The following is a 12649-nucleotide window of genomic DNA, read 5'->3' as shown; positions in this document are numbered from 1 at the left end:
CAGTGGTTCACTTAACACCCGTTTAGCAATGTCCAAGGGCTTCTATCTAAGGCCTTGGGAAAAGTCGCTGAAGCGCGTTGCGAAAAATGCCAGTAGTTAGTCCATTTTGCCCGATGCCGCGGCGGGCATCGAATTCCGCATTGGACATTCTTTGAACTAATTCGCTTCGACTACCTTCAGCACAGAGACGCGGAGTGCATCGAGCAGTTGTACCAAGTGCTTTCTGTTTTTCGCCGTGTATTTTGCCGCCGTCGCAGTGCGTTGAATAAAATCTGCATACTGGTCCACAGACAGATCCGCAGCCCTAAGGTCATCCGAGAATGGCTCTAGAACTCGGGCAATAATCTCAGTGTTCCGTTGAGCACCTGCTTCAAGCTCCTTCTGTGAAGAAGCGGTTACGCCAGCAATGATGTCTTCGGCATTCGGCGAGGATTGAAGTACATCGTAGTGCTCAATCACGGTGTGCTGGAAGATTACATCCAATTGCGCACTGAGTCCCGTCGTCTTCATCAGCCCGGCCTCAATGTCCACCACAACCTTGTCCGCCATGGATCGGATCGTGGCCTGTAACACTTCATCTTTATTGGCGAATGCTTTGTAGAGCGTCTGTCGCGATAACCCTGCTTCTTCCGCAATGTCGTTCATGCTTGTCCGTTTAACCCCGAACCGAAGAAAGAGACGGACTGCTGCTTCTAGGATGTGGGCGTCGCGATTTTTCATAAAGGGCATATTGACATTACGTGGGTGACTGTCAATATTTACAATCAGTCATCAAATGTAAACTTTGTGGAGCCTTTCATGACCGCCACTTCCCAAAAAATTGCCATCGTCACTGGTGCCAACAACGGCATTGGGTTTGAAACCACAATCGGCATCGCCGAAGCTGGGTTCCACGTAGTGATGGCCTGCCGCAATCTCGAAAAGGCAAAAACCGCTCGGGACGACGTGCTGGCACGCGTGCCGTCAGCCTCGCTTGATGTGATGCCGCTAGACCTGGGCGATTTTGCCTCTGTCAGAAGCTTTGCCGAGGCGTTCCGCGCGCGCTATTCGAAGCTCGACGTGCTGATCAACAATGCAGGCATACTGCTTTACACCGCTGAGACGAATGGCGATGGGATCGAACTGCAATTCGCGACCAATCACCTCGGTCATTTTCTTTTGACGGCGTTGCTGATTGACCTCGTGCCAGACGATCCGGCATCCCGGATCGTGGCGCTTTCAAGCCTCGGGCACAAGGGGGCCACCATCCAGTTTGATGATCTGACCTGTGGCCAGGATGGCGGCATTGCTTATGGTCAGTCGAAACTCGCGAACCTTTTGTTTGGGGACGAGCTAAACCGTCGCCTACGGGCTTCTGGGCGTAGGCTAAAAGCACTGTCCGTCCATCCCGGCGGTTCTGAGTCCGGTCTGTTCCATAACGTTGCCCCGGATCAGCTCGCGCAGATGAAAGCGCAAGTTGAACAATTCCTTCATTCTCCAGAAGAAGCCGCGAAACCCACCCTGTACGCCGCCCTGTCCACGGATGTCCAAGGAGGCGATTACTACGGCCCCACCGGCCCGCAGGAAATGAGCGGGGAAGTCGGCGTGGCCACCCGCGATCCGATAACCGCGAATATCGAGATTGCTACCCGGTTATGGACCCTGTCCGAAGTGCTTACCGGCCAATCCTTCAAAATCTGATCCCGCCATTCATTCCAGAAGCGACAGTGCTGACCTCCTAAAAGGAAAGATCATGCAAGATTTTGAAAGCAAGACCGTTGTCATCACCGGCTCCGCGACGGGGATCGGTAAAGAACTCGCCCTCCAGATGGGGCTGGAAGGCGCAAAGGTTGTCATCTGCGGTCGCCGTTTGGACCGCGTTCAGGAGGCAGTGTCAGAACTGAAAGCCGAAGGGATCAAGGCGGCGGGAACTGCCTGCGATGTCGCGGATCGCGAACAAGTAGAAGCGCTGGCAGACTTTGCCGAGGCTGAGTTTGGTCCGGTTGATGTGCTCATCAACAATGCTGGTATCGGCCAGGACCCCAAGCCGCTGATCGACATGGATCTGGATGTGTTCCGGCGTGTCTATGAGATCAACATATTCGGAACGCTCAACGGAATTCAGGTCTTTGGGCGCAAAATGCTCGACCGCGGAACACCATGCGCGATCTACAACATTGGCTCCGAAAACAGTGTCTTCACCGCCGTACCATCGTCACATGCCTATGTCTCGTCCAAGCATGCCCTTTTAGCCATCACCGAACTTCTGGCCGAAGAGACGCCGGACTTTATGGACGTGGCCTTGATCATGCCTGGCTTGGTAGTTTCCGAGATGAGCCAGGGCCTGGGCATGCCGACGGATCAGTTTGTGAAGCGGGTGCTTAATCAGCTGAAAGCCGGTGAATTTTTCGCGGTCAGTCATGCCTACAACAAGGTTCGGATTGATGACCGCTATGGAAAACTCGCGCGCGCTTATGACACCTACGCCCCGCGATACGACGGCGACATCGAATACGACATCCGCAATTTTCTAGAGATGTCGGCGGCGGGGCTTAGGCCCTGCTAGGTAGCCTTCCAAACCACATCGATCATTTGGGAGCCGTATCTCCAAAGGCGGTAGATCATGCAAAAGTTACTTTCACATATCTTCAGTTTATTCTTGATCCTCGCCGCACTGATCATGCTCAGCTGGGGACTTCTAGGCTTTCTGGAATACTTCTGGGGACTTGCCCCGCTGATGCCGCTACAAAACGAGACATTTCCAATTGGCATGCAGACCCTCCATTGGATTTTGATCACTGTGTCGGGGGCCACGTTCCTTGCCGGTTACGCCGTGCGCTGGCGCTACACGCCCATCGCAATGCTTGTGATGTTCACTGCACTTGCCACGATGTGCGCGGTCCAAACCTTCGACATGCTGCAAAACCCAGATCGCTACCGCAACTTCCTGGTTGAGTGCATCAACTACACCCTTATTTCCGTCTACCTCTTCCGGGCGCAGCGCATGCGCGAGCGGTTCGGGCGGATCACCGTTGAGACGGCGCACCGCGCCTCTAAAGGCTTGAACCGATCAAAAAGGGAAGATCATGGAAACTGGTAGAACTGAGAAGGTCAACTTCTCGCATCACAAAATCCACACTGACATCATTATCAACACGGCGCCCGAAGCCGTTTGGGCGGTTCTGACCGATACTGCCAACTATAGCTCCTGGGCTGCGTTCCTTGTGAGAGTCGAGGGCCAGATCGCGGACGGTGAAAGCATCAATGTTGCCTTCCAGCTGAACCCCAAAAAGGACAAGCTCACACGGATTGATCACAAGATCACTGTGGTAGACGGCCACGAGTTCTACTGGGCTGAAAGAGGACCCGGCGGCATCCGCGATAACCACCATTTCAAGGTCGAGGCTGCCGCAGATGGAAAGACCCGGTTCGTACAATCGGACGAGATCATCGGTGGCATGACTCTCCTGATGGGTGGACGGTTGGCGAAATTGTATCTGGAGGGCTACCAGGTTTTCAATCGCAGCCTGAAGGCGGAAGCGGAGCGACGCGGTAATGTCGGATGAACCCACCGCACGAGCTCTCGGGCGCGTTCTGCTTACTGGGGCAACCGGCATGGTCGGGTCATCTGTTCTGGCTGCATTGCTGGAGGAGGAGAGCGTAACAGAGGTTGTTTCCCTTGGGCGGAGGTCTTCGGGTCGAACTCACGCCAAGCTGACCGACATCAGCTTTACGGATTTCGGGAACTCAGCCTCATATACCCAGTATCTGATCGGTATCGACACGGTGTTTCATTGTCTTGCGACCTACTCAGCCCGCGTCAGTAGGGAGACTTATTCAGAGGTCACCGTCAATTGGTTGATCAACCTTGTACGGGCTTGTGAGGAAACAGTGCCGGAAGCAACATTCTGCCTCTTCTCGGCCCAAGGTGCGCGAACAGACGGGGGTGGCATGTCATTTGCTTTGAAAGTCAAAGGTGAAGCCGAGACTGTTCTTTTCGCCTCCCATATCAAACGCAAGTTTGCCTTTCGCCCCGGCTATATCGCCCCATCTGAACGAAGCAGGTGGAAACCATTAGACTATCTGTTCGCGCCGCTTCATACGCTAGTACCTTCTATAGGTGTGGCATCCGATGAACTAGCACAGGCTATGATCAGAACGGTGATCAACAACGAAAGTTCGTCTGCCGTTTTGGAAAACACTGAAATGCGGGCATTACTGCTGTGAGCGTAGATTGCCCCCGAGCTTCGACGTTTTCTGCTGACAATACGTCCTAAATTATCCATTTCAAAACCCGCCTGCGTCCTACGTTAGCGGAGGTTTGGAGGAAAATAGAATGGCGACGCGCGGGTATTGTCTTTGTAAAAAAACAAGCTGGGCCTACCAAGGAGATCAAACATGGGCATGTTATTGCCACTGCGATGACTGCCGTCGGAATTGTGCCGCGCCGGTGGTTGCGTGGCTCGGTGCGCCAATAGAAAACTTTGAGTGGACCGGTGATAAACCCCGCACTTATGAAAGTTCCAAAGGCGTTTTCAGGCATTTTTGCGGTACGTGCGGATCACCCATTGGATTTGAAGCCGATCACTATCCGGGTGGTATGCACCTCTATGCTGCATCGCTCGAAAACCCGGAAGATTTCAAACCGACTTTTCACGTCAACAAGCAAAGCAAGTTACCTTGGCTGCAAATGACTGATGATCTCGACGCGTTTGAAGGTATCCTATTACAAACTCCTAACGACCCAGACGGATATAAGTAGATTGGGAAGCCTCCTGATTTTTCATACGGCAGCTTTGCCTACGAGGCAGCCTTTCGTGCTTGTTCCATTGAACGGCCACCACTCAGCCAGAGATCGCTTCACATAACACCGCTTCAGTGAGATGTGCGGTTTATTACGACGCTGTCAATCATCCGTTGGTTGCGAAAATCTGCCTTTCGAGGTCCGGATCGACAAAGACTGCAACGCGGACAAAGCAGACATTGGAAGATTGCTCTCGCGACCCACAAGTCAACTATTGTCGGAGTTCATCTTGCGATAGTCAGAGGGCGTCAGTCCCGTCACCTTCCTAAATGCGCGGCTGAAATTATTTGCGGTTTCATATCCTAGCATGGAGGAGATACTGGAGACTGTCTCGCGCGTATCTGTGAGGAGTTCCTCGGCCCTTGCTACCCTGACATCGTTGACGATTTCGCGAAAACGAACCCCTTCGGTTGCTAACTTCCGTTGTAGTGTGCGAACGCCAAGATCGAGCGAACGCGCGGTGGCATCAATCGACATTTCCTCCCGATGAAGTTGTTGCCAAACCACTTCCTCGACTTGTCCTCTAAGTGTTTGAGGTGGGCCGCCCAATCGTTCGCGAGAAATATCTCCGACGGTTGTCGAGCCGCCGGTAAGTTTTTTGGGCGTGGTTTCGGCTCGCAAAGCCGATGCATCAAAATCAACCCCAAGCCGGGAGGCGTTCCAGATTACAGGACAAGCGTAGGTGTCTTCTGCCTCGACAAATCCAGGAACCTTCGGGAAGTCCAAGAGCACGGCAGATGGCTTCCAGTCGCTTCCTAAATACGCGCGGAATATGCTCAAAAAAACCCCAACGGCCGAGAAGCCGATGTCCGGATACGCGAAATGCGAGCGAAGTCCAAAACGATAACAGTAGCGCGCGCTTGTGCCCGAAGTTTCAAGCCACGCGCGATCCGTAGACGAATGAAATGGCATGACGGCAGAAGCTCGTATTAGCGCTGCCCCCAGCGTTGGAGCAGAAAGAACGTAACTCCCCCAGGCGCCGTAGTCAGCGACAGTGAGATACGGTGACCACAACAATCCGATGTTTTGTTGTCCCGTGGATCGTGCGGCTTCGTGCACAAAGGTCGCCAAGGCATGCTCCGAGATGTAACCGCCTCTTTCCTCAATGAAGTGAACAGGAAGATCGGCAGAGTCAAAAGCACGCAACAAGCGTCTTTCCCCAGCGGCCTCAAGCACAAACTGGGGCATCGCGCCCAAGGCCTTAGCCGAAATCATCGGTGGTAGGTTCAATCCGTCAACCCGCTTGTTCGCCCGCGTGTCGTGAAATGATACGCATCGGCTGAACGGATGTGCAAGCTTTCCCTAAACAGCAGGGAGCATTGCAATATGAAAATACTTCGGCCATTACACGGCGGTTTTTCGATGCATTTTTTGGGAATGGTGCTCGGCGCAGGTATTTCTGCTTCACCAGTTTTCTCCCAGTCCTTCAACGACACGGGCGACATCCTTGCACGATCAGCCGAGGTCGAGGACATCGAGTACAAGATTATGGTGCAGCGTGCCACCCAGACGGCCATCTGGGGAATGCCTGCCGCCGGTATGATCGATTTCCTCAAGGGCATTCGCCGCGACCTCGGTGGCGACTACAATGACATCATTTATCTCAACAAGCCGTTCGACTCCAAACATGGGTTTCTTACGGCCAACGATGTTACGGCCTATGCTTGGGCTTCAATGACCTCCGAACCCGGTCCCCTTGTCATTGAAGTGCCCGCTGCCACCGACAAGGTGAACTACTTCGGTACAATCGTGAATGCTTGGGATGTTCCTATTGTGGACGTAGGTCCCGATGGTTTCGATGAAGGTGCCGGCGGCAAGTACCTCATGCTACCCCCAGGCTACGAAGGGGAAATGTCGCTGGAGGAATTGACTGAAGCGGGATACCTTCCCTTTGAAACAGATACCTACGAATATGGTTTTTCGTTCCGGCCAAAACTGACGAATGGCGGAACGGACACCGATGCGGCCGAGTACGCTCAGACGATCAAAGTGTACTACCTGTCTGAGGCTGACAATCCACCACCCAACAACTATCTCGAAGCGTCAGAAGTGCCGTACGACTCGCTTCCATACTACAACGAGACCTTCTTTCAGGACTTGAATGATTACGTTCAAAACAACCCCGTCAGACAACAAGACAAGGTCATGGTAAATTTCCTGAAGGATCTCGGGATCGAAAAGGGAAAACCTTTCGAACCATCGGAAATTCAGTTGAAAGCAATGAATGAGGGTTTGTTGTTGGCGTATGCCTCTATGCAGAACTACTTTGTTACGCCCGGCAAAGCCATGATACCGCTCTGGGTCGACGATAGCGGCGAGATGAAAAGCCAGTGGCTGATATGGGACTTTGCCGAAGGTCAACCCGAGGCAGGCTTCCCGTATGAGACTGAGACAGAGGTACTTGTGGATGCGCGTGCGGGCGGCAGCTACTTCTGGATCACGTACCTGCCGAAACAACTCGGTGGCGGTACCTTTTATCTGACGGGCCTTCGCGACAGCGACGGCGACATGTACGACCACAATCAGACTTACAGACTTAACGTGCCAGCAGACACACCTGCCGACGATTTCTGGTCCGTGATTGTTTATTCGATGGAGACCAAGAGCTTCATCCGGAACGTTGATCCAGTGGGTCTGTCCGAGCGCGACACAGACTCTATGCAAGCCGATGAAGACGGTTCTTACGACATCTTTTTTGGACCGGAGGCACCGGAAGGCAAGGAAAGCAACTGGATACCAACCACAGAGCCGTACTTCCTTTTGTTCCGTCTATATGGGCCGCAAGACGGATGGTTGGAAAGTGGCTGGATGCTGGGCGATCTAGAAAAAGTAAACTGATCAAAACAAACAAAAATTCCCAATGGAGTGAACAATGAAAACAAAGTCGTTAGCCGTGCTGACCGCCCTGGTACTCGCATCGCAATCTCCAGCCCAAGAGTACAAGGCTGAAGTTCCGGATAGCATAATCGTACCGGATCAGGTGGAGACACGATTTGGAACGTTGGAATATTTTGACGGCTTGCCGACGCCGGATACAGCTAAGCTGTCGTATAACGCATTAAATTTCATGCGTGGCATGCAGGTATTCATGGATGGAATGCCTGCAGCCTCAACATATGCAATGTGTCACGGGCTCGAAGAGGGCGCTGGCGTTGATCCGATGAAGATCGGGATCTTTGAAGACCTGTATAACGCCCGTTCGCTTCTTCTCACGCCGAACACCACGACAATCTACATTCTTAACTGTACGGACCTGTCCGAAGGGCCAGTGGTTTACGACGTGCCGCCGGGCATGCTGGGGTTCGTGAACGATGCCTATATGCGTTATGTCACTGACATCGGGAACGCTGGGCCTGACGCTGGCGAGGGTGGGAAGTTCTTGATCGTTCCGCCCGACTATGAAGGTGAGTTGCCGGACGACGGTTACTATATTGTGAAGCCGCCAAGCTATCGGAACTGGTTTCTGTTGCGTGCGTTTTATGGGGAAGACGGCGTTGGAGCCGCAGTGGATCGTGTGAAGGAAACTCTTCGTGTTTACCGGTGGGAAGACCGCGACGCGCCGCCCGATCAGGAATTTGTGAACCTGACTGATCTTCAGTTCAACACGATACACGCCAATGACTTTTCCTTCTTTGAAGAGATGAAGGCCGTTGTAGACAACGAAGCGGAAGGAGCACTTCCCGATGAATTGATGGGAGCAATGTTCTCGCTGGGTATCCGAAAAGGTGAACCATTTGAACCCGATGACGAACTGAGGCTGCTGCTCACAGAGGCAGTCGCATTGGGCACGGCGGCGGCTAAGTCGTTGAATTTTGCTCCTCGCTCGCGTGCGCCATTCTACTATGACGAAGGGTATTGGAAGACGGCGTTCGTCGGTGGCAATCATGAGTTCCAGGCGGGGGACGTGAAAATCCTCGATGCGCGGACCCTGTTCCACTACTACGCGACTGGCATTACGCCTGCCATGGTTGCACAAAAGGTTGGTGTCGGGTCGCAATATGCGCTGGCAAACCGGGACAGTGACGGGAACTACTTCGATGGGAGCAACACCTATTCCGTCACCATCCCGCCAAATCCGCCCGCGCAGGATTACTGGTCTTTCGTCGTTTACGACACCCAAACCCGTTCACTGCTCGAAACTGATCAGAAACTCGCAGGGGTCGACAGCAACCAAGCTACATTGGAAGCGAATGAAGACGGAAGTTACACTGTCTGGTTCGCGCCTGAAGCGCCTGAAGGCAAAGAGGGCAACTGGATACAGACGATGCCGGGCAAATCTTGGTCGACCGTACTGCGATTGTATGGCCCTCTCGAGCCTTGGTTCGACGGATCGTGGCGCCCGGGCGAGATCGAACTTATGGAGTGATAGACTGTCAATTTAGCGCCCTAACAGTTCGCTATCGAGAACGAGATGTCGTGCCATGTGAGTGCGCATCCCGAACAACGCGACAACAACCAGGGGAGGGCGGCAACTACCTCGTAGTGCCGCCCTTCTGTTTGTCTGCTATCGCGCTAAATTGTAGCGTGTCATCGACATTGTGGTTGCATCGATCATGCTCATGAATCGTTCAGCAGCGGGTGCTGATGCAAAGCTATCCATGGACGCTTGGGCGTCTTCGGCACTTTCCCAGTTAACTACCACTGCCCATTTGCCATCTGTGAATGCAGCTTGGCGCGAGACAAAGCCTGGTTGTTTGCTGACATGCTCATCTTCGATGACTTTATCAACAGGTTCGAACTCTTGCGGTGTAACGCCTTCAGCAAGGTCCATCGTCACAATTTCAATGACGCCGACGTCTTGTGCCATTGCGTTACCTCCTACGAGCATTATCAGGGTGATCAAGAACGCTTTCATGATGGCACCCGATCAAAACTTTCCATTGTCGTGGGCCATCTCGGACGGGATGTCCGCGATTACGTCCCAATGCTCAACGATCTTGCCGTCTTCGACGCGGAACAGGTCATAGAAGGCAGTCGGCTTGTCGGCAAACGTGCCCTCGGAGGCGGTGAAGACAAAGTTGCCCTCGGCCACAACAATGTGGACGTCCGTGTAGATCATCTGGATGCCTTGCTCGGCCATGCCTGCAAGAGCCGCACCCAAACCGTCCAGACCGTCGGCAATGTTGCTGTTGTGCTGTATGTAGGTCTCCGTCGACAGAAATTCGGTTATCCGGTCAACGTCGCCATCCTTCAGGATGGTGTGCACAAAGTCTGTGACCAGCGCCTTGTTCTCAGCGGTCTTATCCAGATCGGTTATCTCAGTTGGACCATCGGTCTGAGTATGACCCGACGGGTTCGGCGGTGTGATTGGTGTCAGGTTGTCCCAGTGTTCTGCAACCTTTCCGTCCTCGACGCGGAAGACATCAAAGCCAACCAAGGTGTCTGCACCAAACGCCTGGGCGTTGTTGTAGGTGGTATGCAGGACGACGATATCGCCCTCCGTGATGACCCGGTGGATGTCCACCTCGATCCCGCTTTCCTTAAGACCGGGGATAAACCCCAGGATTGGAGCGGCACCTGTGGGTACAGCAGGGTTGTGCTGAATGTAGTCATTTGCCAGCAGTTGTTCGGCTGCGGTTGCGTCGAAGTTGACGAAAATGGCGGCTACAGCCTCCAATACGAGCTCTTTAGGTGTCATTGTTGTTGTCCTCTCTTGGTTTGATTTGACGATATTCACGCGGCGCAGGCTTGCGCCGAGTTGATCGTGAATTCAGTGCCCCACGGGTCGACCTTGCGGCCGGGCGTGAGAGTTTTGGGGTCTGCCAACAGCTCAACACTTGTGAGACCAGCGGCCCCAGCAGAGCGCGAGCCTGCTCCCTTGGATTGCCAAGCGTTTGTAGCTAGGTGGTGATGGTAGCCACCGGACCCGAACCAGCGGGCTGAGGGCAGCTCAAAGGTCTGAACCATACTCAGTTCGTCAGTAACGAATTTCGCTGCTTTGCTGACATCACCGACACGTAAATGAACGTGTCCGATGACTGTGCCTTGTGGTGCGCCTTGCCACTGTGTGGCATCTTCTGTGAGTGATTTCAGATCGAGCGGGTGCGTTGTCATGTGGACGGTGTCGCCCTCGCGTTTCCACATTTTGCGAGGCAGGTCACGATAGATTTCGATGCCGTTTCCTTCGGGATCGTTCAGATAAAGCGCCTCGCTGACACCGTGGTGGGATGCCCCGTCCAGGCGAACACCGCGCTCATCCGCGTAGATCAGCCATGCGCCGAGGTCTTGTTTGGAAGGCAACAGAAATGCCGTGTGAAACAGCCCCGCCTCTTTAGGAAAGGGTTTGGCGTTTCGGTCCTGGCGCAGCTCGATCAGCGTTCCAGCCTCGGTGCCGAGGTAGGCGCTTTCACCGTCGCGTTCGATCAGGCCGAGGCCAATCACGTCTTCATAGAAGGTGGCGGTCTTATCCAGATCGCGCACCGTCAGGGCGACCTGACCTATTGAGATGGGGGCGTCTGACGCTGCCATGTTCTTTTCTCCTGCGATTAAGCTTGAGAGGAACTTAGCGATGGTCTTTTCTCCATAAAATGGCGATAAGAGCGAGTGTGTATCGCGCAAATGGAGACAATTCTATGGACCGGATCGACGGGATGCAGAGCTTCGTGGCTGTTGTGGAATCCGGTTCTTTTGCCGCCGCCGGACAACGGCTTGGCATTTCAAACAAGCTGGTCAGCAAGCGTGTCGCACAGCTCGAAAACATGGTTGGGCTGAATCTTCTCCATCGCACCACCAGGTCTATGTCGCTGACCCACGAGGGGGAGCGATATCTGGAAGGAGCGCGACGAGTGCTGGCTGAGATGGAGCAGTTGGAGACTGAGTTTGACGCTTCAGAGGGCTTGAAGGGCATCGTTCGTGTGGCCGCGCCCCTTACCTATGGCGACACGGCGGTGGCTAAAGCAGCAAGCCGCTTCGTAGAGCAACACCCGAACGTCACGGTCGAATTGGACTTGTCGGATCATTATGCCGATCTGGCCAAGGGCGGTTTCGATATCGCAATACGGATCGGCGCGCTCAGTGACTCCAGTTTGGTCGTTCGCAAGCTTGGTGAAACGCATATGAAAGTCGTCGCGACCCCTTCCTACCTTGAAGAACATGGCGCACCTTCACATCCTGCGGAACTCTCGGACCACATTTGCATTCGAGATGCGAACAACCCGGATCCAAACCGCTGGCCCTTCCAGATCGAAGGGCAAACCGTGCAGGTGCCTGTCTCTGGCCCATTTCTCGCAAACAGTCCTCCCGCCTGCCTCGTTCCGACGCGCGCAGGGAGCGGCATCTTCATATGCCCAGATGTGTTTTTGGGGGACGACCTTGAAACCGGACGTCTTGTGCAACTCTTTCCGGAGTTCCATTCCCGCACTTTGCCGATCCAAAGCGTGCAGTTGCCTTCGGCCTTTCGAAAGCCGCGTGTTAAGTCCTTTGTCGAGTTTATGCGTGAAGAGATTCGAGCGTAGGAAGTCCAAAGCAGTCACTCGCGCTATGCGCAGCATTTGGTAGGTATGGGCTCAGTGTTGCCGTTCTCCGCAGCAAGCATGATTGGCTGGTCCCAGCCTGAAGCAGGCATTCACAATCACGCTTTTCAGTTTTGCACCAAGCCATTGACTAGGACATGCGCGACGTTCAGGAAATCATGTTGTCTGCTGTAAACGACTGAATTGGGCTCGGTGCCATCGTTGTCTGCTGTTAGCATGATTGGCCGCACGCAGCCCGAAGCGGACCTTCGCAACCAAGCTTTGCTAACTCCGAAATACACAACGAAACGGCCAGTTGCAGAGGTTGTATCGGCGGTGGCAACCAACCATTCATGTCGTCGACTAACCTGTTCAACGTCGCACTACAACTTCTCCGAACTGATCCCACGAGGAC

General features: G+C 53.8%; 14 protein-coding genes. 9 read left to right on the top strand and 5 right to left on the bottom strand.

Going from position 1 to position 12649, the window contains the following annotated elements:
- Nucleotides 1–156: 156 nt before the first annotated feature.
- Complete coding sequence (locus ACR0AA_RS19875) at nucleotides 157–720, bottom strand: TetR/AcrR family transcriptional regulator (protein WP_170424605.1); 564 nt, start codon at nucleotides 718–720, stop codon at nucleotides 157–159.
- On the opposite strand from ACR0AA_RS19875, the gene ACR0AA_RS19870 reads away from it, so the two are divergent.
- The 6 genes from ACR0AA_RS19870 (at nucleotide 700) to ACR0AA_RS19845 (ending at nucleotide 4741) form a co-directional block, all read left to right on the top strand.
- Nucleotides 700–1680, top strand: coding sequence for an oxidoreductase (locus tag ACR0AA_RS19870; protein WP_480567751.1), 981 nt, complete (start codon nucleotides 700–702; stop codon nucleotides 1678–1680). The genes ACR0AA_RS19875 and ACR0AA_RS19870 overlap by 21 nt on opposite strands.
- Nucleotides 1681–1732: 52 nt before the next feature.
- Complete coding sequence (locus tag ACR0AA_RS19865) at nucleotides 1733–2545, top strand: SDR family NAD(P)-dependent oxidoreductase (protein ID WP_170755675.1); 813 nt, start codon at nucleotides 1733–1735, stop codon at nucleotides 2543–2545.
- A 57-nt stretch (nucleotides 2546–2602) separates the two neighbouring features.
- Nucleotides 2603–3079, top strand: coding sequence for a hypothetical protein (locus tag ACR0AA_RS19860; RefSeq protein ID WP_480567747.1), 477 nt, complete (start codon nucleotides 2603–2605; stop codon nucleotides 3077–3079).
- Nucleotides 3066–3545: an SRPBCC family protein gene (locus ACR0AA_RS19855; RefSeq protein ID WP_480567744.1), complete on the top strand. Its 480-nt coding sequence runs from the start codon at nucleotides 3066–3068 to the stop codon at nucleotides 3543–3545. The genes ACR0AA_RS19860 and ACR0AA_RS19855 overlap by 14 nt, the downstream gene beginning before the upstream one ends.
- Nucleotides 3535–4206 (top strand): NAD-dependent epimerase/dehydratase family protein, encoded by a 672-nt coding sequence (locus tag ACR0AA_RS19850; protein WP_170755642.1) that lies wholly within the window; start codon nucleotides 3535–3537, stop codon nucleotides 4204–4206. The genes ACR0AA_RS19855 and ACR0AA_RS19850 overlap by 11 nt, the downstream gene beginning before the upstream one ends.
- A gap of 109 nt (nucleotides 4207–4315) precedes the next feature.
- A complete protein-coding gene (locus ACR0AA_RS19845) occupies nucleotides 4316–4741 on the top strand; it encodes a GFA family protein (protein ID WP_480567741.1) in 426 nt (141 codons plus the stop codon).
- A 249-nt stretch (nucleotides 4742–4990) separates the two neighbouring features.
- Here ACR0AA_RS19845 and ACR0AA_RS19840 read toward each other — a convergent pair whose 3' ends face one another.
- On the bottom strand, nucleotides 4991–6013 hold the full coding sequence (locus ACR0AA_RS19840; RefSeq protein ID WP_170469388.1) for a helix-turn-helix domain-containing protein: 1023 nt from the start codon (nucleotides 6011–6013) through the stop codon (nucleotides 4991–4993).
- Nucleotides 6014–6109: 96 nt separating this feature from the next.
- On the opposite strand from ACR0AA_RS19840, the gene ACR0AA_RS19835 reads away from it, so the two are divergent.
- Both ACR0AA_RS19835 and ACR0AA_RS19830 read left to right on the top strand, forming a co-directional pair.
- Nucleotides 6110–7621, top strand: a complete 1512-nt coding sequence (locus ACR0AA_RS19835) for a DUF1214 domain-containing protein (RefSeq protein WP_214648678.1) — start codon at nucleotides 6110–6112, stop codon at nucleotides 7619–7621.
- Nucleotides 7622–7655: 34 nt separating this feature from the next.
- Nucleotides 7656–9149, top strand: coding sequence for a DUF1254 domain-containing protein (locus tag ACR0AA_RS19830; RefSeq protein WP_170380003.1), 1494 nt, complete (start codon nucleotides 7656–7658; stop codon nucleotides 9147–9149).
- A 138-nt stretch (nucleotides 9150–9287) separates the two neighbouring features.
- Here ACR0AA_RS19830 and ACR0AA_RS19825 read toward each other — a convergent pair whose 3' ends face one another.
- The 3 genes from ACR0AA_RS19825 to ACR0AA_RS19815 are packed head-to-tail and all read right to left on the bottom strand — an operon-like array spanning nucleotide 9288 to nucleotide 11251.
- Entirely contained in the window at nucleotides 9288–9590 is a 303-nt protein-coding gene (locus tag ACR0AA_RS19825; RefSeq protein WP_214648679.1) for a hypothetical protein, read from the bottom strand.
- A 60-nt stretch (nucleotides 9591–9650) separates the two neighbouring features.
- The gene (locus ACR0AA_RS19820) at nucleotides 9651–10421 is read right to left on the bottom strand and encodes a nuclear transport factor 2 family protein (protein ID WP_170380001.1); all 771 of its coding nucleotides are present in this window, start codon (nucleotides 10419–10421) and stop codon (nucleotides 9651–9653) included.
- Nucleotides 10422–10456: 35 nt separating this feature from the next.
- A complete protein-coding gene (locus tag ACR0AA_RS19815; protein WP_480570605.1) occupies nucleotides 10457–11251 on the bottom strand; it encodes a VOC family protein in 795 nt (264 codons plus the stop codon).
- A gap of 104 nt (nucleotides 11252–11355) precedes the next feature.
- Here ACR0AA_RS19815 and ACR0AA_RS19810 point away from each other — a divergent pair, with 104 nt between their 5' ends.
- The gene (locus ACR0AA_RS19810) at nucleotides 11356–12237 is read left to right on the top strand and encodes a LysR family transcriptional regulator (protein WP_170379999.1); all 882 of its coding nucleotides are present in this window, start codon (nucleotides 11356–11358) and stop codon (nucleotides 12235–12237) included.
- The last annotated feature ends 412 nt before the right edge of the window (nucleotides 12238–12649 follow it).

The sequence above is a fragment of the Ruegeria sp. CE8 genome, from assembly GCF_056537465.1.
This window is presented reverse-complemented; position numbering and strand designations above follow the sequence as displayed.

Coding starts and splice junctions, on each gene's coding strand:
- ACR0AA_RS19850 (WP_170755642.1), top strand. CDS start 3,535: ATGTCGGATGAACCCACCGCACGAGCTCTCGGGCGCGTTCTGCTTACT.
- ACR0AA_RS19825 (WP_214648679.1), bottom strand. CDS start 9,590: ATGGCACAAGACGTCGGCGTCATTGAAATTGTGACGATGGACCTTGCT.
- ACR0AA_RS19820 (WP_170380001.1), bottom strand. CDS start 10,421: ATGACACCTAAAGAGCTCGTATTGGAGGCTGTAGCCGCCATTTTCGTC.
- ACR0AA_RS19810 (WP_170379999.1), top strand. CDS start 11,356: ATGGACCGGATCGACGGGATGCAGAGCTTCGTGGCTGTTGTGGAATCC.
- ACR0AA_RS19830 (WP_170380003.1), top strand. CDS start 7,656: ATGAAAACAAAGTCGTTAGCCGTGCTGACCGCCCTGGTACTCGCATCG.
- ACR0AA_RS19815 (WP_480570605.1), bottom strand. CDS start 11,251: ATGGCAGCGTCAGACGCCCCCATCTCAATAGGTCAGGTCGCCCTGACG.
- ACR0AA_RS19855 (WP_480567744.1), top strand. CDS start 3,066: ATGGAAACTGGTAGAACTGAGAAGGTCAACTTCTCGCATCACAAAATC.
- ACR0AA_RS19875 (WP_170424605.1), bottom strand. CDS start 720: ATGAAAAATCGCGACGCCCACATCCTAGAAGCAGCAGTCCGTCTCTTT.
- ACR0AA_RS19845 (WP_480567741.1), top strand. CDS start 4,316: ATGGCGACGCGCGGGTATTGTCTTTGTAAAAAAACAAGCTGGGCCTAC.
- ACR0AA_RS19835 (WP_214648678.1), top strand. CDS start 6,110: ATGAAAATACTTCGGCCATTACACGGCGGTTTTTCGATGCATTTTTTG.
- ACR0AA_RS19865 (WP_170755675.1), top strand. CDS start 1,733: ATGCAAGATTTTGAAAGCAAGACCGTTGTCATCACCGGCTCCGCGACG.
- ACR0AA_RS19860 (WP_480567747.1), top strand. CDS start 2,603: ATGCAAAAGTTACTTTCACATATCTTCAGTTTATTCTTGATCCTCGCC.